Annotated in this window: 18 protein-coding genes and 4 pseudogenes; 17 read left to right on the forward strand and 5 right to left on the reverse strand. The window is 59.8% G+C overall.

The genetic code is table 11. The features are described 5' to 3' along the window. Positions 1 to 28 precede the first annotated feature (28 nt). Together AYM40_RS26590 and AYM40_RS26595 are read left to right on the forward strand one after the other, a co-directional pair. Positions 29 to 454 carry a MarR family winged helix-turn-helix transcriptional regulator gene (locus AYM40_RS26590; RefSeq protein ID WP_063499137.1) on the forward strand — a complete coding sequence of 142 codons (426 nt, stop codon included), beginning with the start codon at positions 29 to 31 and terminating at the stop codon, positions 452 to 454. A gap of 89 nt (positions 455 to 543) precedes the next feature. After that, entirely contained in the window at positions 544 to 1,728 is a 1,185-nt protein-coding gene (locus AYM40_RS26595) for a thiolase family protein (protein ID WP_063499138.1), read from the forward strand. Between the two features lie 334 nt (positions 1,729 to 2,062). Here AYM40_RS26595 and AYM40_RS26600 read toward each other — a convergent pair whose 3' ends face one another. Further along, positions 2,063 to 2,512 (reverse strand): winged helix-turn-helix transcriptional regulator, encoded by a 450-nt coding sequence (locus tag AYM40_RS26600; protein WP_063499139.1) that lies wholly within the window; start codon positions 2,510 to 2,512, stop codon positions 2,063 to 2,065. Between the two features lie 349 nt (positions 2,513 to 2,861). On the opposite strand from AYM40_RS26600, the gene AYM40_RS26605 reads away from it, so the two are divergent. Together AYM40_RS26605 and AYM40_RS26610 are read left to right on the forward strand one after the other, a co-directional pair. Continuing rightward, on the forward strand, positions 2,862 to 3,608 hold the full coding sequence (locus tag AYM40_RS26605) for an enoyl-CoA hydratase/isomerase family protein (RefSeq protein WP_201788180.1): 747 nt from the start codon (positions 2,862 to 2,864) through the stop codon (positions 3,606 to 3,608). A gap of 47 nt (positions 3,609 to 3,655) precedes the next feature. Beyond that, positions 3,656 to 4,783, forward strand: coding sequence for a zinc-binding dehydrogenase (locus AYM40_RS26610; protein ID WP_236721099.1), 1,128 nt, complete (start codon positions 3,656 to 3,658; stop codon positions 4,781 to 4,783). A gap of 72 nt (positions 4,784 to 4,855) precedes the next feature. Here the strand turns inward: AYM40_RS26610 and AYM40_RS39060 are convergent. After that, positions 4,856 to 5,176 (reverse strand): annotated as a pseudogene (locus AYM40_RS39060) (LysR substrate-binding domain-containing protein); the annotation flags it as partial. A 514-nt stretch (positions 5,177 to 5,690) separates the two neighbouring features. On the opposite strand from AYM40_RS39060, the gene AYM40_RS26615 reads away from it, so the two are divergent. The 5 genes from AYM40_RS26615 (at position 5,691) to AYM40_RS26635 (ending at position 13,634) form a co-directional block, all read left to right on the forward strand. Further along, entirely contained in the window at positions 5,691 to 6,506 is an 816-nt protein-coding gene (locus AYM40_RS26615) for an alpha/beta hydrolase (protein ID WP_063499141.1), read from the forward strand. A 35-nt stretch (positions 6,507 to 6,541) separates the two neighbouring features. Further along, positions 6,542 to 7,717, forward strand: a complete 1,176-nt coding sequence (locus tag AYM40_RS26620) for an efflux RND transporter periplasmic adaptor subunit (protein WP_063499142.1) — start codon at positions 6,542 to 6,544, stop codon at positions 7,715 to 7,717. A gap of 45 nt (positions 7,718 to 7,762) precedes the next feature. Beyond that, positions 7,763 to 10,957 (forward strand): efflux RND transporter permease subunit, encoded by a 3,195-nt coding sequence (locus tag AYM40_RS26625; RefSeq protein WP_063499143.1) that lies wholly within the window; start codon positions 7,763 to 7,765, stop codon positions 10,955 to 10,957. Between the two features lie 7 nt (positions 10,958 to 10,964). Continuing rightward, entirely contained in the window at positions 10,965 to 12,488 is a 1,524-nt protein-coding gene (locus AYM40_RS26630) for an efflux transporter outer membrane subunit (protein ID WP_063499144.1), read from the forward strand. A gap of 177 nt (positions 12,489 to 12,665) precedes the next feature. Next, positions 12,666 to 13,634, forward strand: a complete 969-nt coding sequence (locus AYM40_RS26635) for an alcohol dehydrogenase catalytic domain-containing protein (protein WP_256390500.1) — start codon at positions 12,666 to 12,668, stop codon at positions 13,632 to 13,634. 408 nt (positions 13,635 to 14,042) lie between these two features. On the opposite strand, the gene AYM40_RS26640 is transcribed toward AYM40_RS26635, so the two are convergent. After that, on the reverse strand, positions 14,043 to 14,621 hold the full coding sequence (locus AYM40_RS26640; RefSeq protein ID WP_063500719.1) for a TetR/AcrR family transcriptional regulator: 579 nt from the start codon (positions 14,619 to 14,621) through the stop codon (positions 14,043 to 14,045). Between the two features lie 161 nt (positions 14,622 to 14,782). On the opposite strand from AYM40_RS26640, the gene AYM40_RS26645 reads away from it, so the two are divergent. Continuing rightward, on the forward strand, positions 14,783 to 15,244 hold the full coding sequence (locus tag AYM40_RS26645) for a MarR family winged helix-turn-helix transcriptional regulator (RefSeq protein WP_158515328.1): 462 nt from the start codon (positions 14,783 to 14,785) through the stop codon (positions 15,242 to 15,244). Positions 15,245 to 15,533: 289 nt separating this feature from the next. On the opposite strand, the gene AYM40_RS26650 is transcribed toward AYM40_RS26645, so the two are convergent. Beyond that, positions 15,534 to 16,508, reverse strand: coding sequence for a zinc-dependent alcohol dehydrogenase family protein (locus AYM40_RS26650; RefSeq protein WP_063499146.1), 975 nt, complete (start codon positions 16,506 to 16,508; stop codon positions 15,534 to 15,536). A 22-nt stretch (positions 16,509 to 16,530) separates the two neighbouring features. Here AYM40_RS26650 and AYM40_RS41520 point away from each other — a divergent pair, with 22 nt between their 5' ends. From AYM40_RS41520 to AYM40_RS26660, 4 genes and pseudogenes are all read left to right on the forward strand, one after another. Beyond that, the gene (locus tag AYM40_RS41520; RefSeq protein ID WP_158515329.1) at positions 16,531 to 16,677 is read left to right on the forward strand and encodes a hypothetical protein; all 147 of its coding nucleotides are present in this window, start codon (positions 16,531 to 16,533) and stop codon (positions 16,675 to 16,677) included. Positions 16,678 to 17,082: 405 nt separating this feature from the next. Next, positions 17,083 to 17,178: pseudogene (locus AYM40_RS42730) on the forward strand (VOC family protein); the annotation flags it as partial. Between the two features lie 453 nt (positions 17,179 to 17,631). Then, the gene (gene lhgO / locus AYM40_RS26655) at positions 17,632 to 18,825 is read left to right on the forward strand and encodes an L-2-hydroxyglutarate oxidase (protein ID WP_063499147.1); all 1,194 of its coding nucleotides are present in this window, start codon (positions 17,632 to 17,634) and stop codon (positions 18,823 to 18,825) included. 48 nt (positions 18,826 to 18,873) lie between these two features. Then, the gene (locus AYM40_RS26660) at positions 18,874 to 19,395 is read left to right on the forward strand and encodes a winged helix-turn-helix transcriptional regulator (RefSeq protein WP_063499148.1); all 522 of its coding nucleotides are present in this window, start codon (positions 18,874 to 18,876) and stop codon (positions 19,393 to 19,395) included. A 59-nt stretch (positions 19,396 to 19,454) separates the two neighbouring features. Here the strand turns inward: AYM40_RS26660 and AYM40_RS42735 are convergent. Next, positions 19,455 to 19,667, reverse strand: a pseudogene (locus AYM40_RS42735) (transposase); the annotation flags it as partial. Here AYM40_RS42735 and AYM40_RS42740 point away from each other — a divergent pair. The 3 genes and pseudogenes from AYM40_RS42740 to AYM40_RS26680 all read left to right on the forward strand — a co-directional run bounded on the left by AYM40_RS42740 (position 19,586) and on the right by AYM40_RS26680 (position 22,190). Beyond that, positions 19,586 to 20,379: pseudogene (locus AYM40_RS42740) on the forward strand (EAL domain-containing protein). The pseudogenes AYM40_RS42735 and AYM40_RS42740 sit on opposite strands and share 82 nt — an antisense overlap. Before the next feature lie 345 nt (positions 20,380 to 20,724). Continuing rightward, entirely contained in the window at positions 20,725 to 21,570 is an 846-nt protein-coding gene (locus AYM40_RS26675) for an alpha/beta fold hydrolase (RefSeq protein ID WP_063499151.1), read from the forward strand. A 71-nt stretch (positions 21,571 to 21,641) separates the two neighbouring features. Continuing rightward, positions 21,642 to 22,190, forward strand: a complete 549-nt coding sequence (locus AYM40_RS26680; protein ID WP_148662306.1) for a flavin reductase family protein — start codon at positions 21,642 to 21,644, stop codon at positions 22,188 to 22,190. Positions 22,191 to 22,234: the final 44 nt, after the last annotated feature.

Consider the following 22,234-nt stretch of genomic DNA (forward strand, 5'->3'; position numbering starts at 1 on the left):
TCCGTACACACCATATAAAGTTTGCAGCATGGATAAAAACGTCTCTCATTCCGAGTGCAACTGCTTTGCGCTGCGACAGGCGGCACGCTATGTCACGCAGGTGTATGACCGCCACCTGAGCCAGGCCGGGGTCACGCCAGCTCAATTCACGATCATGGCGCACCTGGCCCGACACCCCCGCATGACCATGGTTGAGCTGACCGAGGCCATAGTGATGGAGCGTACGTCGCTTCTCAGAGCGCTTAAACCTTTGCAGCGAGATGGGCTGGTCGACACTGAAGCGTCTGCGCATGATGCGCGCGCGCATGTGTTCAGGTTGACAAGGAGTGGAACCAGGACGCTCTCGCGAGCACGCCCGGCATGGTTGGCTGCTCAAGCGGAGTTCGAATCGAAGTTCGGAAGCGATCGGGCCAAAGCGTTGCGAGCGGAATTGTTCGACATGACAACGGCATGACCGGAATTTAGAACCCTGCGTATCAAGAGTTCAGCGAGTCGATGCGGCGAATTGTTGAACGGATTTCGTTTTCTGTTAAAGGAGCAATCATGGAAGCACGTGAAGTCGTCATCTGCAATCCGGTCCGTACGCCAATCGGCGCATTCGGCGGGTCGCTGAAAGATGTGCCGGCGGTGGACCTTGGCGCTGTCGCGGTGCGCGAGACGCTGCGCCGTAGCGGCGCGGACGCGTCGAAGATCAACTCGGTCGTGATGGGCAACGTGATTCAGGCCGGAAACAAGATGAACCCCGCTCGCCAGGCTGCGATCGGCGCCGGTCTGCCGGTCGAGGTCCCCGCGCTGACTGTCAATCGCGTGTGCGGTTCGGGCGCGCAGGCGATCGTGAATGCGGCGCAGGAGATCTGGCTCGGATTTGCCGACGCATCGATTGCCGGCGGGATGGAAAGCATGGAGCGTGCGCCTTACTTGCTGCCGAACGCTCGTTGGGGTCAGCGGATGGGGCATGCGCAAGTGTATGACAGCATGTTGCGCGATGGCCTCGTGGATGCGTTCTCCGACGAACATTCGGGTTGGCATACCGAAGATCTCGTCGCCGAGATGCGCATGACGCGCGAACAGCAGGACAGCTGGGCGGCGCGATCGCAGCAGCGTTTCACGGCGGCTCAGGCTCGAGGCCTGTTCGACGGGGAACTGGTCGGTGTCGAGATCAAAGGCAAGAAGGGCGCTGCGGTTTTCTCGCAAGACGAGCAGCCGCGGCCGGACAGCACTGTCGAAGCGCTCGCGAAGCTTCGGCCGGCGTTCCGCCCGGATGGCACGATTACAGCCGGGAATGCGCCGGGACTTAACAGCGGCGCAGCCGCGATGCTGGTCGCGTCGCGCGAGTTCGCCGATGCGCACGGCATCGCGCCGGCCGCCCGTCTGGTCGCTTACGGCGTGGCGGCAGTGAAACCCGGAATGTTCGGTCTGGGTCCGGTCCCGGCTGTCGAGATCGCACTGCAGCGTGCCGGGTGGAAGCTGTCCGACGTCGATCGCGTGGAAATCAACGAAGCGTTCGCGGCCGTCCCACTTGCGGTCATCCAGACGCTCGGACTCGCGGAGGATATCGTCAACGTCGAAGGCGGAGCGATTGCGCACGGCCACGCGATCGGCGCAACGGGCGCCGTGCTGACCACACGTCTCATCCACTCGATGCGTCGCGATAACCTGAAGCGCGGCATCGTCACCTTGTGTATTGGCGGTGGCCAGGGCATCGCGCTCGCGATCGAGACGATCTGAACGCCAGTTGATGGCGGGAGCCGACGCGATTCGTAGCGTCTTCGGGCGGCCAGCGTGGCCGCCCGCCGCACAACTGATAGCGGCCGCCGGGAAGCGGTGACACTGATAAAGCGATTTCGTTTTCTTCATCGCGTCTTCTTACGCGATGGCTCCGGCAATGTGGCAAAGCCGTCAGAACAACTGAAGAACGAAGTGCAATCTGGCGTTGTGATCATGCCCGGGTCCGGCTGACCTGGGGACACTCGGCGTCGCGCGAGCCAGGTCTTTTTTAGAGCGCGATGCATGAACCCGGCGCATGCCAGGTGCGCGCGGTTCGGGACTGAGTACCGCCGCGCTATTTCTGCTGCGTCGGGCGCAGCCGGATATCCTTGCGCGGGACGGCACGCCCGTTGATCGACCGGATCTTCAGATCCTCGAGGAGCGAGCCGTCGGTGATATCGACCATGTCGTTGGGATGGGGGGCGGGCGCGAACAGCCAGCGATCCCCCCATTGTCTGAGCGCGACGATGGTTGTCAGCAGGTCTTCGCCCATCGGCGTCAGGACATATTCGAGCCGCCGGCCGTTGCTGCTCACTGGCCGGCGCTCGAGCACGCCTCCCGCCACTAGCGTCTTGAGGCGGGCGGTTAGCAGGTTGCGCGACATGCCCAGCCGTTTCTGGAAGTCGTCGAAGCGAGTCACGCCGACGAACGCCTCACGAATGATCATCAGACTACCCCATTCGCCGATGATGTTGACCGATCTCGCCATCGGGCAGTCCGGGTCGCCGCGGTTCTTGCGTTCCATTCCCAATTCTCATGCTGACCGAATTTCCAACCAAATATCTTAACGGCCGAATTCCCGACCGTCCAGCGCGATCGGCCGGTATCGGACGCCTTCGCAAGAAAGCGCTTGCGGAGGCGCGTAAAGTCAATTAGTCTCATTATTGAACCGATTGTCTCGACGGAAGTCAATGGCTGCCAAGGGGCGCGGATTCGGATCGGGCGCGAAAGCATGAGGCGGAGGCCGCGGTATGTCTCTCGGCGCTACGCTGAATTGAAGGACGGGTTACGGGCGACACTCGAAATAGGAGAACAACATGAGTAGCGTGCAAAACAGGCTTGTCATAGACAAGAAGACACCGGGTCACTGGCGCGTGAGCTTCGATCATCCGCCGATCAACACGATCGACGATCAGATGTACGACGAGCTTTTCGACCTGGTCGGAGCGATGGAGGCTGAGCCGACGCTCAAGGTGGTGACCTTCGAGAGCGCCAATCCCGACTATTTCATCGCGCACTATGGCGTCGGGGAGTCGACCAGCCGCTTCGGCAAGCCGCGCTGGATCGACGCCGCGGTCCGGCTCGCACAGAGCAACGTCATCAGCATCGCGATCGTCCGCGGCCGCGCGCGTGGGGGCGGCGCCGAGTTCGCGCTTGCCTGCGACATGCGGTTTGCCAGTCGTGAAAGGGCTATCTTCGGTCAGCCGGAGGTCGGTTTCGGCCTCATCCCGGGCGGCGGCGCGCTTGAGCGCCTGCCGCTGGCCGTCGGACGCGCTCGAGCGCTAGAGATCGTACTGGGTTCCGACGATTTCGACGCGGCGACGGCCGAACTCTATGGCTGGGTCAATCGTGCGCTCCCGGATGCGGAACTTGACGGCTTCGTCGCCAATTTCGTGCGGCGCATCCTGTCGTTCGATTCCCAGGCACTGAGCACCGCCAAGTCGATCCTCAACAAGACTGGCCTGCCTGATCCGGTGCAGCTCCAGTCGACCCAGTTGGCGTTCGGCGGGACCCTGCAATGGCCGTCGGCAATCGCACGGATGATCAAGTCGCGCGAGCGCGGACTGAACACTGCCAGCGATTTCGAACTCAATGTCGGGCGCAGCGTCGGCGAGTTGTGAGCTGCGGATCGGTCGAGCTTGGTGAAAACGGTTAGGAGAAAGAGAAAATGATGAGTACGACCACGCTGGAATTGCGGTCGCTGATAACGTCGGAAGGTGAAGTGCGGCTCTCGCTGGAGGACGTATTGGTCCCCGCGCCGGGACCCGATGAGGTGGTGATGCGGGTGGACGCGGCGCCGATCAACCCGTCGGACCTCGGGACGCTGCTCGGTCCTGCCGACCTGTCGACGCTCAGCGCCAGTACGTCGGAGGGACGGCCCGTCACGACGGCCAAGGTCCTGCCGCGGCTCGCCATGCTCGCCGCCGGGCGCGAGGGCAAGTCGCTGGCGATGGGCAACGAGGGCGCTGGCGTGGTGGTCGATGCCGGCGAGAACGCGAAGCACCTGATCGGCAAGGTCGTTGGCGCCTTCGACGGAGCGATGTTCACGCGCTATCGCAAGGTGCGCGCGCGCGACGCGCTCGTGTTCCCGGAAGGCGTCACGCCGAAGCAGGCGGCCGCCGCGTTCGTCAATCCGCTGGCCGCGCTGGGTATGCTTTCGACCATGCGGCTTGAGGGGCACAAGGCGCTCGTTCATACTGCGGCCGCTTCGAATCTCGGCCAGATGCTCAACAAGGTCTGCATCGCCGACGGCGTCGACCTGGTGAACATCGTGCGCAGCGACGAGCAGGTGAAAATCCTCAAGGGGATCGGAGCGAAATACATCGTGGATTCGACCGCGCCCGAATTCCGCGAACAGTTATTCGCGGCGATAAGCGCGACCGGCGCCACGCTGGCGTTCGATGCAGTCGGCGGTGGCCCGCTCGCCGGCCAAATCCTTGCAGCGATGGAGGCCGTTCAGGTCGGCAAGACGCCGCTCGATGGCCCGTATGGCTCGCCGGTCCACAAGCAGGTCTACATTTACGGCCGGCTTGATCTCTCGCCGACCACGACTCCGCCCGGTGTTGGCATGGCCTGGGGCATCGGTGGCTGGCTCCTGTCTTATCATCTGCGGCGGATCGGGTACGAGGAAGACCAGAAGCTGCGTCAGCGCGTCGCGAACGAGATCACGACGACCTTCGCCAGCCACTATACCCGTGAAGTCACGATGGCCGAGGCGCTCGATCCCGAGGTTATCCGCGGCTTCCAGCGCAAGGCGACCGGCGAGAAATATCTGCTTCTGCCGTCGAAGGATTGAGGGCGCGGCGGACTCGCAGGATCCTCCTCTACGGGACCGCCGGCGCCCGATCGGGAGGGAGAGATCGTTCGGCGCAGCAGTGGCCGCACGTGGGGCCTGAAGGTAGGCTGGACGTGCGGCGGTTATCGTGGTGAGGGCGCCCAGCCGTCGCGCGACCAGGCTGGAGTCCGCCAACTGGCCCACACGGAGCGCGCAGTTAACTCCCTCCTGAATCAGGTCCACAGGGCAGTCCCCAAAGCCAAGCATAAGTTCGACGTCAGGGTACCGTTCGCGGAACTCCTCTATGCGCGGCATCACGACCACTCGCTCGGGTGAGCTCGGCATGTCGACTCTGAGTTTGCCTCGAGGACCGTTGGCTGTATTGGCCAGGTGGTGGCATCGTTCACGCCGCACCCCTCAACGGGGACAACCGTTTACCCAGCAAAGACAACCTGCTTCTGCAGATTTGTGCCCCTTCGATCGGTTAAGCCTATCCCGTTTGTGGGACCGCAAGATTTTTGAGGCAATCGTGCTTTGCGACGTCATAGCGAACCCGTAGCCCGCGTTCATGACATGTGGTGGGAAAACTGCGCGCCATGAGCTGGCCGGCGTCCTGTCACAAATGATTGCCCCTTACCCGTCGCGATGAAGAACTCCAACCTTCGCTCGCGATGGCTAGCGAAAGTGCCGATCGCCTTTCGCCATAGTTCAGATATTTGTCGAATGGGCCACCCAGCGATTCGAGCAATCCTCAATCCAGATGGATACAACGAACTTGCCTGGCGTGCGCCGGATAGTTTGCGCTTTGCCGCCCGGTTTGTTCAGCTGCCGCGAATTGTGTTCTAGATTATAACCATTTATCTGTTTCACATCTTCGACCACAATCCGTCCTGTCGAAACATCCGTGAAGGCCCCCGGCCTGAAAGGTATGAAAACAAATGTCGAACAGGTGATTGAAATTGGGAGCGTGGAGCTGGACGGCCACGCACAGGCGATTCGCTTGCGCACCTATCGTCCTCCGGTCAAGCGCGGTGCTTTACCCGTCATCTTCTTCTTTCACGGCGGTGGCTTTGTGAAGGGCGCGCCCGAGCAGGCCGACGCGATCTGCTCGCAGCTGGCTGCGAAAGTCGAGGCGCTGGTGGTATCCGTGGGCTACTCGCTGGCGCCGGAATTTCCATTCCCGACCGCGCTATGCGACGGATACCGCGCCGTGGAGTGGGTGGTGACCAACGCGCGTCCGCTTTCCGCAGACGTAAAGCGCATGGCTGTGGCCGGACACGACGCGGGCGGCAATCTGGCGGCGGGCCTGGCGGCCATGGTTCGGGACCAGGCCGTGTTCCGGTTTTCCGCCCAGGCGCTGCTTGCACCGCTGCTCGATCCGAGCATGACGCGCATCGCCGATCTGGGTAGCGATATAAATCCAGATATGCATGCAGAAGAGTGTGCGTCGGGCTACCGGGCCTATCTGCCGTTCGTGTCGAACCGGCTGCATCCGTACGCCGCGCCCATCGAGTCTCGCCGCCTGAAGGGGCTGCCTGCTGCCTTCATTGCCAGCGCGGAGAACGACCTGATGCACGTGGAAGCCGAGAAGTACGCGGCAGAACTGATTGCCGCGGGCGTACCCACGACGGTTACGCGCTACGGAAAGGTCGCGCACAACGAACTGGCGTCACGACAGGAGGTGCTCGCTGACGTTGCCACCTTCTTCACCAGGGTATTTGGCGCGACTTCAGAGCGATCCTGATCCTGATTCATATCACCAGAAAACGGGAGTTTGAAATGGTCTTCAAGCGTAAGCTGGTTATCTCCAGCGCAATTTCCCTGGCGGTCATCGCCGGCGTTGGCGCGATGTATCACACGTACGGTGGCGCGCCGGTCACCGAGGCTGCTGCCGCGGCAGCGCCGCCCGCAGCGGACGTTGATGTGGCGACTGTGGTTTCGCGGTCCATCACCGACTATCAGGAGTACTCAGGCCGGATCGAGGCCATCAACGATGTACAGATCCGGCCCCTCGTTTCGGGAACGATCGTTGCGGTCCACTTCCAGGACGGCGTGATGGTCAGGAAGGGCGACCCGCTTTTTACCATCGACCCGCGCCCGTATCAGGCGGAGGTCGATCGGGCCGCCGCGCAACTCGCTTCGGCGGAGTCCCGCAGCGGATACGCCGCGAGTGACTGGGAGCGTGCCCAGCGGCTGCTGAGCGACAATGCGATCGCCAAACGCGACTATGACGAGGCGCAGAACGCAAACCGCGAAGCCATTGCCGCGGTGAAGGCGGCGAAAGCAGCCGTAGAGGCGGCCCAGATCAATCTGGGCTACACGGCGATTGCGGCGCCCGTGTCCGGGCGTGTTTCCCGTGCGTTGCTGACAGTCGGCAACGTGGTGTCCACAGGGGCCAACGCGCCCGTGCTGACGACCCTGGTGTCGATGTCCCCCATCTATGCGTCGTTTGACGTCGACGAGCGGACGTACCTGCGTTTTCTCAGTCACGACTCGAAGGTGACGGTTCCGACCTGGATTGGTCTGGCCAACGAGACGGGCTATTCCCGGCAGGGCGTGATCGATTCCGTGGACAACCGGCTTGACACCGGTTCCGGGACGATCCGGGTGCGCGCGCGCTTTGACAACGCGGACGGCGTGCTGGTGCCGGGGCTCTACGTTCGGGCTCGCGTGGGGGGCGGCGCGCCGCATCCGGCCGTGCTGGTCAGCGACGCGGCGATCCAGACCGATCAGGAAAAGAAGTTCGTGCTGCTGGTGGACAAGGAAGACAAGGTCCAGTACCGCGAAGTGAAGCTGGGTGACCAGCAGCGGGGCCTGCGCGTGATCACTGGCGGGCTGCAGCCGGGTGACCGCATTGTTGTGAACGGCATGCAGCGAGTCCGTCCGGGCGACCCCGTCAAGCCGAACCTCGTGCAGATGTCGGGCGACGCCGCTGCCGCGACGGGCGCGTCCTGAGTACGCACGTTTCACCTTGCGCCTCGTACCTAGTCAGAGACTGCCATGAACCTCTCCAAATTTTTTATCGAACGTCCGATATTTGCGGCTGTCCTGTCAGCCGTGATTCTGCTGGCGGGTCTGATCTCGATGGTCAATCTGCCCATATCGGAATATCCGAGCGTCGTACCGCCATCCGTCGTGGTGACGGCGCAATACCCTGGCGCCAACCCCAAGGTTATCGCCGACACGGTTGCTTCGCCGCTTGAAGAACAGATCAACGGCGTCGAGAACATGCTGTACATGCAGTCGCAGGCCAATAGCGACGGCACGCTCACGCTGACCATCACGTTCAAGCTCGGGACGAACCCCGACCTTGCCCAGCAGCAGGTCGAGAACCGGGTGAACCAGGCGCTGCCCCGCCTGCCCGAAGACGTCCAGCGCCTTGGGGTGACGACAATCAAGTCGTCTCCGACGCTGACCATGGTCGTCCACCTTGTTTCGCCGAGCGAGAAATACAACAGCACGTATCTGCGGAACTATGCGCTCATCAACGTGCGTGACCGTCTGGAGCGTATTCCGGGCGTCGGCCAGGTCACCCTGTGGGGTTCCGGCGACTACTCGATGCGCGTCTGGCTCGACCCGCAGAAGGTGGCCGAGCACAACATGACCGCAAACGAGGTGGTGGCGGCGATCCGGGACCAGAACCTCCAGGTTGCCGCCGGCCAGATTGGCGCGTCTCCGTCGACTCCGGATGTCCCGCTGCAGCTTAACGTGAATGCACAGGGCCGGCTGCAGACGGAAGATGAATTCCGCGATATCGTCCTGAAGACCTCACCCGATGGTGCCGTGACGCGGCTCAGGGACGTCGCGCGCGTCGAAATGGGCGCCTCCGAATATGCGCGCCGATCGCTATTGAGCAACAAGTCGGCCGTCGCGATGGCGATCTTCGAGCTGCCGGGCGCGAACTCCCTGGATATTTCGGCGCACGTTCGGGAGGAGATGAAGTCACTCCAGGCGGATATGCCCGAAGGCGTGAAGTATGAGATCGTCTATGACCCGACGCAGTTCGTGCGTGCGAGTATCCATGCCGTTATTCACACGCTGCTGGAAGCTGTCGCACTGGTCGTACTCGTGGTGATCGTCTTTCTGCAATCGTGGCGCGCCTCGATCATCCCGCTGATCGCGGTACCTGTTTCGATTGTCGGGACGTTCTCGCTGATGCTTGCATTTGGCTTTTCTGTGAACGCGCTGTCGCTCTTCGGGATGGTGCTGGCCATCGGCATCGTGGTCGACGACGCGATCGTGGTGGTCGAAAACGTCGAGCGCAATATCGCCACGGGCCTGTCTCCAAAGGAAGCGACCCACCAGGCCATGCAGGAGGTGAGCGGGCCGATTATCGCAATCGCCCTGACGCTGATTGCCGTTTTTGTGCCGCTCGCGTTCATGAGTGGTCTGACGGGCCAGTTCTACAAGCAGTTCGCGATGACCATTGCAATTTCGACGGTCATCTCCGCGTTCAACTCGCTGACGCTTTCACCGGCTCTTTCCGCTCTTCTGCTCAAAGGGCATCACGATCCGAAGGATTGGCTCTCCCGGGCCATGGACACGGTGCTGGGACCGTTCTTCAACGGCTTCAACAAGGTCTTTCATCGCGGCTCCGAGTCTTACAGCCGGGGGGTCTCCAGGATCGTCAACCGCAAGGCCGTGATCCTCGCCCTCTACGCCGTCCTGCTGGGGCTGACGGTTCTGATGGGCAAGGTGGTGCCCGGTGGGTTCGTCCCCGTTCAGGACAAGCAGTACCTGGTCGCTATCGTGCAGCTGCCCAATGGCGCGTCCCTCGACCGGACGGAAGCGATCGTGCGACAGGTTGGGGACATTGCCCTGAAGACACCCGGTGTCGAGGCAGCCGTGCAGTTCCCGGGGCTGTCGATCAATGGGTTCACCAACTCGTCGAGTTCGGCGGTCATCTTCTTTAGCGAAACGGCCTTCGAAGAGCGTAAAAGCAAGTCCATGACGGGTCTGAGCATTGCGGCGGAACTGAACAGGCGATTCTCCGGGATCAAAGGGGCGTTCGTCGCCGTCTTCCCGCCGCCGCCGGTTCTTGGCCTGGGCACGCTGGGTGGTTTCAAGCTTCAGATCGAAGACCAGCAGGCCGCAGGTTATACCGCGCTCGACAATTCGACCCAGGCTTTCCTCAAGGAGGCCGCGAAGGCGCCCGAGCTCGGTCCGTCGTTCTCCACGTACCAGATCAACGTGCCGCAGGTGAATGCCGATGTTGACCGCGTCAAGGCGAAGCAGCTGGGCGTATCGGTGACCGACATCTTCAACACGATGCAGATCTATCTCGGCTCGTTCTATGTCAATGACTTCAACCGTTTCGGCCGTGTCTATCAGGTGCGGGTGCAGGCGGATGCGCCATTCCGCTCCAATATGGACGACATTGGATTGCTGAAGACGCGTAACGACAAGGGTGAGATGGTGCCGCTGTCGACCCTTGTGAAAATCACGCCGACCTTCGGTCCTGATTCGGTCGTCCGGTACAACGGCTACACCGCAGCTGATATTAATGGCGGCCCCGCACCGGGCTATTCATCGGGGCAGGCACAGGCTGCGGTCGAGAGGATCGCCGCGAAGACGTTGCCACGCGGAATGAAGTTCGAGTGGACTGACCTGACCTATCAGCAGATTCTTGCCGGCCACGCCGCGCTCTGGGTGTTCCCGATCAGCGTACTGCTCGTCTACATGGTGCTGGCGGCGATGTATGAAAGCCTGACATTGCCTCTGGCCATTCTGATGATTGTGCCGATGAGCGTGCTGTCAGCGTTGCTCGGCGTCTGGCTGACTCACGGGGATAACAACATATTCACGCAGATTGGCCTCATGGTGCTGGTCGGGTTGTCCGCGAAGAACGCGATTCTCATTGTCGAGTTCGCCCGCGAGCTGGAGATGGAGGGGCGCTCGATCGTGCAGGCTGCCATCGAGGCCAGCCGGCTGCGTTTGCGACCGATCCTGATGACGTCCTTCGCGTTCATCATGGGCGTGGTGCCGCTGGTTGTTTCGGGTGGCGCGGGTTCGGAGATGCGTCATGCCATCGGTATCGCCGTGTTCTTCGGGATGCTTGGGGTGACCCTGTTCGGGCTGCTGCTGACGCCCATCTTCTATGTCGTTCTGCGAAAGCTCGCCCGGACAGAGCACATCGTGGACAAGCACGGACATCACCCGCACGTTCGCGGTGTCGATGCCTCGGTCGAAACGTGAGGTCACCATGTCGACAATTACAGTGAAACGTGTTCTGCTGGGTTCGCTGACGCTCCTGAGCGCGGCACTTCTGAGCGCAGGCTGCTCGCTCGCGCCGCAGTACAAGGTCCCGGACGTGGCCAGCGCCACCGCGTTCAAGGAGGCGCCGCCCATAACGGCCACCGCCGGAACAGAAGGCGAGGCGGGTACCTGGAAAATCGCGCAGCCGTCCGACCAGATTCCCCGAGGGAAGTGGTGGGTGATTTTTGACGACGCCACCCTTAACGACCTCGAGGAGCAGGCGCTGTCTGCCAACCAGAAACTGGCTGCCGCGGCGGCCCGGGTCAAGGAGGCCCGCGCCCTTCAGCAGGTCTCCCGGGCGGACCTTTTCCCGACTGTAGGCGCCGGCTTCGGGCCCACCCGAGAAAAGGTCACGTCGGCCTCGCAGTTCCGGCCGGACGGTGGCGACGTGCCTGCCCAGACCCTGTGGCGTGCGCAGGCGACGGCGAGCTACGAGGCGGACCTTTTCGGCCGGGTGTCGGATGCGGTCAAGGCGAGTGCTGCAGAAAGCGAGGCATCGCAGGCGCTCCTGCGCTCGGTGCAGCTTTCGCTTCAGGCGGACGTTGCCGCGAACTATTTCAAGGTCCGCGAGCTGGATGCGGAACTGCAGGTGTATGCGCAGAACGTTTCGCTTCGCGAGCAGCAGCTCAAGCTTGTGCAGTCGAAGTTCGCGAATGGCGATATTGCCGAACTCGACGTCGCGAGGGCGCGAGCCGAGCTGGCAACGGCGCGCTCCGATGAGATGACGGCGCAGCGACAGAGGGCCACCGCCGAGCATAGCCTTGCGGTTCTTCTCGGCAAGGCGCCCGCCGGGTTTTCGATGGCCTCGAACCCGTTGAAACCGGTGCTGATCCGGATTCCGCCGGGGTTGCCGTCTGCGCTGCTCGAGCGACGGCCGGATATTGCCGCCGCTGAGCGTGCGACGGCTGCGGCAAATGCGCGAATTGGTGTCGCCAAGGCAGCCTACTTCCCGTCGCTGTCGATCACGGGTAATGCAGGGTTCGAGTCAGCGACGCTGGGCGACCTCTTCAAATGGTCCAGTCGGGCATTCCTGCTCGGCCCGCTTGCCGGCACTGCGTTGACGGTGCCCATGTTCGACGGGGGCCGCCGCAAGGGAAACCTGGCGAACGCCCGGGCGGTGTTCGATGAGGACGCGGCGAACTACCGTCAGCAGGTCCTTCAGGCGTTCCAGGAGGTCGAGGACAACCTGTCGGACCTGCGGATTCTTGAGCAGCAGACCCAGACCGAGAACGAGGCCGTGCATGCATCACAGCGTGCCGCAGAGATTTCGCAAACCCAGTACAAGGACGGCGCCGTCAATTATCTCGACGTGATTGACGCCGAACGTACGGTACTTCAGTCGCAAACGACGGCGGTCCAGCTTTCCGGCGTTCAGGCGGCTGCTACCGTGAACCTGATTCGCGCGCTGGGCGGTGGATGGGGTGATGCGGTAACCGTCGGATCCGCCGGTCCGCAACCACAGACCAGGTAGGTTCCGGGTTGAGTGTGCGCGCGGTGTATCAGACATGCATGGCGCACATGGCGTTTTTAATCAGGAGATGCGATGTCATCAGATCAGAAAGAAGCTGCAAATGTGGGTGTTTTCACGGCGATCGAACATGCGGAATATGGTCACCCCGCTTCGGTCCTGCGCCTTGTAGAGCGTCCGATGTCCGAGGTTGAACCCGGGCCGCACGACGCACTGGTACGCGTCTCAAAGCGCCCAATCCATCCGGGAGACCTGCTGATGATTGCCGGCGACAAACGCGGCGGAAGGGCGGCCCCGATCCCGGCGGGCGCGCCCCGTACGCCGGGTTTTGAAGGCGTTGGCGTGATCGAAAAGCTGGGGAGCAATGCCGCGCATCAAGGGCAGTTTGCTGTTGGGCAACGAGTGATGTTCCTTTCCGGAATGGGGCGAACATGGGCAACATATTCAAAGGTTCCTGTCACTTCGCTGGTCGCGGTTCCGGACGAAGTGAGCGACGCCGTAGCGGCGCAAATTCTCATCAACACCATGACCGCCCAGGTCGTGCTTCGCGCCGGGCACAACGCGTTGCCGGTCCCCGAATTGCCCGTTACGGTAATCCAGACGGCGGCAGGCTCATCGGTGATGCGTATCGTGACGGCCCTGGGGCAGAAGATCGGCCTGACCATGATCCGGCTTGTCCGGACACGGGCGGGCGCCGAACTTCTTGAGGCGTCTTTGCCAGGCGCGCCGGTGATCGCGACAGAGGCGAGCGGGTGGCAGGAACAGGTGCGCTCCGCGATGGGGTCCAGGCCGGTGCACGTCATTTTCGACGCGGTCGGCGCAGCGCTGGTCGATGACCTGACATCGCTTCTTTCGGATGGCGGAACGGTTGTCAACTTTGGCTGGCTGGGGACGGGCGCGCCGGATCTGTCCGGGTTTGCGCCGAGAGGGTTGGCATTCAAGGGCGTGGTCTTTACCGAATGGATGAACTTCTCTTTGGCGGAGCAGAAGCAACATCGCGACATGGCCATGCAGCTCGCTAAAGAAGCGCCTCATGTTTTCGCGATTGCGGGCGAGTATCCTCTTGCTGATTTCAGAAAAGCAATCGAACATGCGAGTGGGCCCGGGAAGAATGGTGTGGTTCTTCTGACGAGCCAGGTCGGACTATAGTCCGATGCGATTGGCAGGTTGCCTGGCCTGCTAGAACTTATCGCATGAGTGTCGGAGCTTGCCATTGCCGAAATGAAAGGTCAGCCACCGAGCGGCTCTGTCGCAGAGCGCGCGGTGCACGCGCAATCAAGGCGTTGAACCATGCAGAGGTGGAGAACTTCTCAGGGGGTCCAACCGTTGCCGCACGGCGACGCGCTTCATTCGTTTCCGGCGACGATGTCCAGACGAAACAGTTCGTCAAATGAACACCCGGCCAGGCAGTCTATGCGGTCATTGACTTAGGCTGACTCGAGAAGAGCGGCTGAGTTCAGCTGGTTCGCGATTCGCTCGCGAGGTTGAACTTCGGCCGTTTTCTAGCATTGGTGTCTTCGACGGCGGGCGGCCGAAAACCCTGTCAAGGAATCCCTTCTATTTCCGATTGCGCTTCGTCGAAAGCAGCTCGAGGACCTTCGTCAAAGTACCATCCAATATCTGCTTTGAGAGTTTTGGGTCGGAGACAGCACGGGAGAGCGTAATTGAGCCGACACATGCACTGAGTATAAGCGCGGCTTCCGAACGCTTGCTCGCATTGTCTTCCGCAGGGAGTGCCTTAGATATCTGCTCAAGAATGCGCCTGACGCGGGTTGTGTAGATATCGCGGCTCTCGCTGGTGCTGCGGCTCATGTCGTTGGCCAGCGCCGAAATCGGGCAGCCGGTTGCGACAGTATCGCGGTGTGTTTCTGAAATATAGGTCCGCATCGCTTGGCGCGGGGCTGTCGCAATCGATGCTTCCCATGGGCCGATGTCATGCAGCGCATGCTCGAAAGCCTCAGCGACCAGCTCTTCCCTGGAGGAAAAATGCTTATAAAAACCACCAACGGTCAAGCCAGCTTCCTTCATCAGGTCAGCTATGCTGATGCCCTCGATTCCGTGCTCGCGGAAACGTTTGGCGGCGACGTCGACAATACGCTGATGCGTGGCGATCTTGTCAGCTTGAGAATGTCCCATTGTCTTGGCTCGATGCTCCAGGAGCTGCATTGTAATCCTCAACGGAACAAAAGTCATTGAATCCGCTGAATTCCTGCGCCGATCACCCTGTTTGGGGGGCGTGGGTTCAATGACCGACAAACACTTGCCATTTGATGACAATAAAGCAAAGTGTTGGGCGCATGGAACTCACCTACATGAATCACGAATTGACACCCGATGGGTACTGCCTCCTGTTCAACCGGGCAGCGCGCGCCATATCACGACTTTATAATCGCCATTTGATATGCGCTTCGCTGACCGTTGGCCAATATTGCATCTTGGCCACTGTTTTGAAGAGCGGCCCCATCACGCTGCGTGACCTCGGCGATGCACTTGTCATCGAGCGTTCAGCTTTGCTAAGAGCTTTGAAGCCATTGTCGACTGCCGGGCTGCTCCAGTCGACTGCAGACCCCTCCAACCAACGTCGGATTCTTGTTGAAATGACTCCCAGTGGAGAAGACAGAGTGCGGCTCGCGGCATCCGGCATTCGTGCTGCGGGACTGGAAATAGAAGGGCGATACGGGAAAATTGCAAATGCAGGCGTTGAGGATATCTTGCTGCGTTTTGCTGGTGAGGCAGGAATAGCGATTGAAGCAACGTGAGGTCTTGACTTACCACGTAGAGCGCAACTCACCTTATAACTGACCTTTGGCGATGCGCTCTGGGGTGTCGTAGCCAGAAGGGCTGGGGGACGTGGGCGCAAATGAGTCGCTTGGCCGACACCTCGCTTCCGGGCTCTCGCATCCTTCACCCACGGCATGAGCGGCCTTTGGCCGTCGAGTACTTATGGCAGGAACCCGGTGCCCGAGTCGGGTGCGCCGGGTTCTGTGCGGTTGTGGGGGCATGGCAACCGGAACTCGTGCCGTGATTTTTTCAGAAGAGATTCAAGAGTCAGTCTTCCTTGATCTTTAGAAGAACTTTGCCACCACGTTGAACGTGCGCGATTGCTTCCTTGAATTGCGCCATCGGATAGACGGCCGCGACTGGAACGTGCAACTTTCCTTCAGCAATAAGTCTGGCCGACTCCGAGAGGATCTCTGGCATTTTGGGCTCGTACTCGCGACGGTCTTCATAGAAGCCGTGCAGGGATATATCCCCGAAGATGAAGTCGAGCACGTTGAAGGTAACGTTGATGTCGCCGCTCATGACCGCATAGCTGACCAGCTTACCTTTCGGCGCGAGCAGCCTGCCGAGACGGGCGGTCGCCGCGCCACTGATTCCGCACAATGCAAGCTTTATCGTTGCGTTACCGGTCGCCTGCCGAACAGCCTCTGAGGCGTTCTCATCGTCAAGAACGACTACGTCCGCGCCATATGCCTTGAGTTCGTCCACCAGCTCGGCCCGGCGAACAAGATTGACCGTACGCAGTCCGCGCGACTTGGCGATTGCGATGACCGAGCGGCCAACAGCGGAATTCGCGGCGTTCTGCGCTACCCAGTCACCCGGTTGAAGCTCGGCGTACTCGCTCAAAAGCAACGCTGCGGAGGCGGGATTGATGCGCAGCATCGCAAGTTGTTGGACGTCTGCTTCGGGAGGAAGGGCGAACAGACCGTCAGCCGGGACGATCATCTTTTCTCGCCACGTCAGGCTATAAAGGGGCGGTACGACGCGGTCACCGACCTTGACGTTCTCAACGTCGGGGCCCACCTGGAGCACGGTACCGACTCCTTCGTTGCCCACAACGCTAGGCAACTCGGGATGCACGGGAAACTGTCCTGCCAGCACCAGGAGGTCATTCTGGTTGACAGGCACATATTCCATCGCAATTAGCACCTCACCGTTGCCAGGCGCGGCCGGTTCGGGGAGTTCGACGACCCCCATGCCGTTGGCGATGTCACCGTACTTCGAAAGTTGAATTGCGCGCATCACAGTCTCCACTGATAACTTCATGAACCGAAAAACCGTCAGGGTGGAGGAATATCTTCTAACCTCTGACGGCACATTACTTAGGGGCGCGGCTTGCCTGAAGCAGGGTGCCTTCACCGCTGCGATCGCCCAGGTCGATGACGATGATTTCCCCATTTCAGGCGTATAAACACCATCCATGAGAGCGGCGTTTGATGTCGGTTGTGACACGACCGACCCATCATCTGCCTGAAACAGAAAGACGTCGCCGAGGGCTGCAGATGCGTAAGATGAAACACCGTGAAGCCGAACGGTCATAATTTTAACGTCTCTTCGTTCTCTGTCCCGTGCAATCAATGCGTACATCCTAAAGGACTAGGTAAGACGGATAAATGGAACGATCGCAAAGACTCTGTTCGCCCTGTCTAAATAGTCGAGCTTATCTGGCGTACAAGCGAACTCCAGATGTCTGCGGCAATTTACAGATCCTTTCGTCAGGGTAAACACCTCCGTGAAGAGGCTTCCCGTGCGTGATCCGTCAATTTACAAGTTATCGACTGTTCATTAATGGTTTGACAAATGCAAGGAACGCACCGTGCCGATAGCCAAACTTGCCCACTATTCAATCCGCACACTCGGTCTTGAGCGATCGGGGCGCTTCTATGAACGCGTGCTCGGTTTCATGGCGGGGTGCTTGATCGGCGGGCGCCGTGGCGTGCTTTGGGCACAATAGGTCCCATCGATAGACCTCGTTATATACACGATCGATAGGCGCTTCCTTACTGGGAAAGTAACGACAGAGACGCGGCTGCCCCAGGGAACGCGAACTGATCCTCTTCGACAATGCCCGTGTTGGGAATTCAACGGGGAGGATCCCTGCCAGTATTGGAGCGATGGTTGCCCATGTGGCGACCCTCATAGGCGCGCTGAGCTTGATGGAAGTCGCCAATTGACAACATTCTTATATCGATACTATTATTGTAGCTGGATAAGAGTGTTGTCGGAAACGACTGCGCGGAATTTTATCTGGCAGTGGCTGCTATAAATATTTAACAGCCGGCCTCACAAAGCGACGCTGCGACGGGTGAACGGGAAAAACGTTATAGCGGCCACACTGCTCGGAGCGGCGAACGAGGAGGATTGTATGGGCAAGTTCGACTATGTGATCGTTGGCGGCGGCATTGTCGGCTTGGCGACCGCTTATGCGCTCACGAGAAATCAGCCCAAGTCGCGCATTCTGCTTCTCGAGAAGGAACGTCGCTTAGCTGCGCATCAAACTGGCCATAATAGCGGGGTCATCCATTCGGGGGTTTACTACAAGCCTGGAAGCTTTAAGGCTCGGTTCGCTCGAGAAGGAAGCGCGTCAATGCGGGCTTTTGCGGGCGAGCATGGGATCGCGCACGAGATCTGCGGAAAGGTTATTGTCGCGACAAAACAGTCCGAACTTGAGTCGCTCCGAACCTTGCTGAACCGAGGCAAACAGAACGGTCTCGATGTCCAAATGCTCGATGGCGACGAATTACGAAGTGTCGAGCCTTGCGTAAGTGGAGTGGCCGCCATTCGTGTTCCCTCCGCAGGGATAATCGACTACACACAGGTTTGTGAGACTCTCGCACGTCTTGTCCTGGCGCACGGCAGCCGTATCGAGTTCGGTGCGAGGGTCAAAGGGATTTCGCAGAAGACAGATTTCGTCGAAATCGATAGTGACATTGGCGGCTTTTCAGCGAAGATGCTAATCAACTGCGCCGGCCTCCATAGTGACCGGATCACAAGACTTGACAGAGTTGAGGCTGATCTGAAGATCATTCCATTCCGAGGCGAATACTACGAACTGAAGCCTGGAGCCCGCCACCTTGTCCGAAATCTCGTATATCCGGTTCCCAATCCCGCGTTTCCATTTCTCGGCGTTCACTTCACGCGCATGATAGGAGGCGGCATTGAAGCTGGGCCGAACGCGGTGCTCGCCTTGGCCCGCGAAGGTTATCGCAAGACCGATTTCAGCCTCCGCGACTTCTCCGAGGTCATTACTTTCCCGGGATTTTGGAAGCTCTCAGCCCGATACTGGAGGGAGGGTGTTGCCGAAATGATGCGTTCGCTGAGCAAGGCAGCGTTCGTCCGTAGTCTCCAGGAGCTCGTACCCAGCATCACGGCGGACGATTTGGTAGAGGTGCCCGCCGGTATCCGCGCCCAAGCCTTGAAAAACGACGGGACGCTGGTAGACGATTTTCATATCGTGCCGGGATCCCGAAGCATTCACGTCTGCAATGCCCCGTCACCGGCGGCGACGGCATCACTCGAGATAGGGAAGCACATTGCAAGCCACGCCTTTCTCGCTTGATAATCTTCCCGGCTCAAAATTGTCCAACTGTTCGGATGGAAAGCGACAATGAAACGCAAAAGCTTTGACAAGATGCAGTGTCCGATTGCACGCTCGCTCGAGCGGGTTGGCGAGTGGTGGACTATCCTGATCCTTCGGGATGCCATGAACGGGCTCAGAAAGTTCGACGATTTCCAGAGTAATCTTGGTATATCCCCGACCATTCTCAGCAAGCGGCTCTCAAGCTTGGTGGAAGACGGATTCCTGGAGCGTCATAGATATGGCGAACACCCCGCCCGGGCTGAATATCACCTTACCGATCGCGGCTGGGCATTCCAGTCTGTCATCGCATCGTTCGTTGCCTTCGGAAATAGCCAGTTTGCGCCCGAAGGATTGGCAACCGTGGTCGTCAATCGAGAAACCGGACAGTCGGTGAACGTAAAGGTTGTCGATGAGCGAACCGGTGAGCCTATAACGTCTCCGAAATACTACATGGCACCGGGTCCGGTAGCGAGCAAGAAGATGAAGGCTCAACTGGCGGCGGCCCCTTCCAATGGTCGCGGAATGAGGGGCGAAGGATGCGGCGACTAACGAGTGACGAAAATAATATCCAATTGCCGTAGTCTGCAATTATCCGCAACAAACAGTGTTTAGAAGCGCTCGCACGATGAGTTTTGAAGCTGTCGCCAACAGACAAAGCAGGCGGCGATTTTCATGAACGCCTCGTGTATGGCGGCGAGTCGTTCGGACCGGATTCGCAGGCGCCTGAAGTCGTGTAGCCATGCAAAGGTCAGTACGACGACCCACCGGGTCTTTCCGAGGCCACTGTCGTGCTGCTCATCGTGACGGGCGATATGCGTACCAACCGAAGACTTCCTTTGCGATCGGGACGGTCACGGGTGCTGAAGCGTTGATCAGGTGGCGCCATCCTACGCTCGGTCTGGTGTCGCCACACGAGTTCATCGGCATCGCCGAAGAGTCCTCGCTGATACTCGCACTGGGTACGTGGGTCGCCGACCGGGTCCTGGCCGACCGTGCCCGCTGGCAGATGCACTTCGGTGACGAGTTTTCCGTGTCGATCAATGTGTCACCACGCCAGCTCGCTGATCCGGAATTCCCGGCGATGCTCGCGCGCGCATCGTTGCGCACGGTGTGCTGCCGTCGCGGGTGGAAGTGGAAGTGACCGAAAGCATGCTGATCGCCGACTTCGATATGTCGGAGCTGATGCTGCGTGAAATCAAGCGAATGGGCGTGAACATCGTTCTGGACGATTTCAGGACCGGCTACTCTAGCCTTGCGTACGTATTGCGGCTCCCCGTTAACACAATCAAGATCGACCGCTCATTCGTGCTCGACCTGGATATTGATCCGGATGGGCGGGCGCGGCCGCTTGTGGGAACGGTCGTCGCATTGAGCAAATCGCTCGGGTTTCGTGCGCTCGCGGAGGGTGTTGAAACTGAAGAGCAAAGAAAGGTACTCCACGAGGCCGGGTGCGACTCGATCCAGGGGTTTCTCGTGAGTCCGTCGCTTCCGGCAGAGGAGTTCTTCGAGTTTGTGAAAGAGCGCAACGGGTAGACGGAAAATCACGAACACGCGAGGCGTCTTTGCTGTGTGCGGATACGTGAAGGCCAGTAGCGCCGGTCTCCTTGTCGATCTCACCGATCTGTTCGATGAGGTACCAGAAGTGGGCGTGCAGGCGTTCATGGACCACATCCGGTTGCTGTTTTTATTACGGCGTCCTAAACCACTAAAAATCCCTTGAACCACCCATTGACAATTCTCATCTAACTACTATTATGGTAGCCAGAGGAAGATGATATCGGAATCGCTCTTGTGGGATTTTTCCGAAGTCAGTGGCTACGGGACATAGCTACTGAAATTGTAGCTGTGTCGGAATTGGGGTCTTTAAGGAGGACGATTATGGTTTCAGCTATAGGTCAGGAGACGGCCGAGACGCACTATGTCGATGCAGACGGGGTGCGCTACGCGTACCGCAGGCTCGGTCCGAAGGGTGGCATACCGTTGGTCTTTTGTCACCGCTTTCGGGGAACGATGGACGATTGGGATCCTGCGGTCGTCAACGGTTTCGCCAGGGAACGCGAGGTGATCCTCTTCGACAACGCTGGTGTTGGGAATTCAACGGGAACGATCCCTGCCAGTATTGGAGCGATGGCCGCCCACGTGGTGAGGTTTATCGGCGCGCTTGGCTTGAAGGAAGTCGATCTCCTCGGCTTTTCCATGGGCGGACATATCGGCCAAGCCGTGATCCTCGGCTGGCCGCACCTGATCAGGCGGTTGATTCTCGCAGGTACCTATCCTGGCGGTGGAGACGGCATCATTCTCGCGGGCCCAGAGGTTCGGCCAGTCGCAGGACGTCCCGTGCTTGGCCTGGAGGAGTATCTGTTCCTCTTCTTCTCGCCTTCAGAAGAAAGCCAGAAAGCGGGGCGCGCTTACTGGGAGCGTTTGAAGACCCGAAAAGAACCGATCGAGCCTCCGGTTTCGGCCGAAGGCGTACAGGCGCAAGCGGCGGCGCTTGCGGGCTGGGCGCAGGGCATTGACGCGGCTTTGCCAAGGCTTGCGGAGATTAGGCAGCCGGTTTTGGTCGCCAACGGGCACAACGACATCATGGTTCCGACGATCAACTCCTTCACCATGGCTCAGAAAATCAAGCGCGCGCAACTGATTATCTACCCCGATTCAGGGCACGGTTTTTTGTTTCAGTACCCGCAACTCTTCGTGAATCACGCCCTCGAATTTCTGCGGTGACACCTCTCCCGCCGCCGGATGCGGCGGTCGACCACCCGATTTCAAAGGTTTTGGTAAATGGAGAATATGCCTTGACTCTTGCAAATGACAATGCGGCCGCGGAACCGAAGTCGGGCGGATCGGCCATACGTCAAAATTCTTCAGTTGTGCAATCGTTTCGCGAAGTAATGAGGGGATTCGCCTCGAGCGTCACGATCGTCACCTCCGTTGACGAGCTAGGACACCCAAGTGGCATGGCCGCCACCGCGGTCATCCCCGTCTCCATGGATCCACCCTCCATGCTCGTTGCCGTCAATCAGAGCGCGAGCCTATTCCCTGTTTTAGAACGAAGCCAGCGCTTCTGCGTAAACATCCTGCCACTATCCCAACAGCACATCGTCAAAGCGTTTTCCAGCTCGGACATGCGGAATCAACGCTTCTTGGCCGACGAATGGCAACGGACACCAGACGGACTGCTATATCTAGCGTCAGCGCACGGTTCCGTCATCTGCGTCTGCGAGAAGAGTGTGCTTTACGGGACCCACTCTCTGTACGTCGGCCGAGTAACGTCGGTGATCGCCGGATCGCTTTCCGATCCTCTCGTCTGGTTCAACGGCGCAGCGCTCGCCCTTCAATCGTAAAGGTATTTTTCGCGGTGCTTGATGCCGCAAAGACCCAACCAAAA

The organism is Paraburkholderia phytofirmans OLGA172, assembly GCF_001634365.1.
Lineage (GTDB): Bacteria > Pseudomonadota > Gammaproteobacteria > Burkholderiales > Burkholderiaceae > Paraburkholderia.

What these genes read in the sequence shown, in the direction of transcription:
- AYM40_RS26615 (WP_063499141.1), top strand. Translation starts at nt 5,691, where the DNA reads ATGAAAACAAATGTCGAACAGGTGATTGAAATTGGGAGCGTGGAGCTG.
- AYM40_RS26660 (WP_063499148.1), top strand. Translation starts at nt 18,874, where the DNA reads ATGAAACGCAAAAGCTTTGACAAGATGCAGTGTCCGATTGCACGCTCG.
- AYM40_RS26610 (WP_236721099.1), top strand. Translation starts at nt 3,656, where the DNA reads ATGATGAGTACGACCACGCTGGAATTGCGGTCGCTGATAACGTCGGAA.
- AYM40_RS26630 (WP_063499144.1), top strand. Translation starts at nt 10,965, where the DNA reads ATGTCGACAATTACAGTGAAACGTGTTCTGCTGGGTTCGCTGACGCTC.
- AYM40_RS26620 (WP_063499142.1), top strand. Translation starts at nt 6,542, where the DNA reads ATGGTCTTCAAGCGTAAGCTGGTTATCTCCAGCGCAATTTCCCTGGCG.
- AYM40_RS26595 (WP_063499138.1), top strand. Translation starts at nt 544, where the DNA reads ATGGAAGCACGTGAAGTCGTCATCTGCAATCCGGTCCGTACGCCAATC.
- AYM40_RS26600 (WP_063499139.1), bottom strand. Translation starts at nt 2,512, where the DNA reads ATGGAACGCAAGAACCGCGGCGACCCGGACTGCCCGATGGCGAGATCG.
- AYM40_RS26625 (WP_063499143.1), top strand. Translation starts at nt 7,763, where the DNA reads ATGAACCTCTCCAAATTTTTTATCGAACGTCCGATATTTGCGGCTGTC.
- AYM40_RS26645 (WP_158515328.1), top strand. Translation starts at nt 14,783, where the DNA reads ATGGAACTCACCTACATGAATCACGAATTGACACCCGATGGGTACTGC.
- AYM40_RS26650 (WP_063499146.1), bottom strand. Translation starts at nt 16,508, where the DNA reads ATGCGCGCAATTCAACTTTCGAAGTACGGTGACATCGCCAACGGCATG.
- lhgO (WP_063499147.1), top strand. Translation starts at nt 17,632, where the DNA reads ATGGGCAAGTTCGACTATGTGATCGTTGGCGGCGGCATTGTCGGCTTG.
- AYM40_RS41520 (WP_158515329.1), top strand. Translation starts at nt 16,531, where the DNA reads ATGAACCGAAAAACCGTCAGGGTGGAGGAATATCTTCTAACCTCTGAC.
- AYM40_RS26640 (WP_063500719.1), bottom strand. Translation starts at nt 14,621, where the DNA reads ATGGGACATTCTCAAGCTGACAAGATCGCCACGCATCAGCGTATTGTC.
- AYM40_RS26635 (WP_256390500.1), top strand. Translation starts at nt 12,666, where the DNA reads ATGTCCGAGGTTGAACCCGGGCCGCACGACGCACTGGTACGCGTCTCA.
- AYM40_RS26590 (WP_063499137.1), top strand. Translation starts at nt 29, where the DNA reads ATGGATAAAAACGTCTCTCATTCCGAGTGCAACTGCTTTGCGCTGCGA.
- AYM40_RS26675 (WP_063499151.1), top strand. Translation starts at nt 20,725, where the DNA reads ATGGTTTCAGCTATAGGTCAGGAGACGGCCGAGACGCACTATGTCGAT.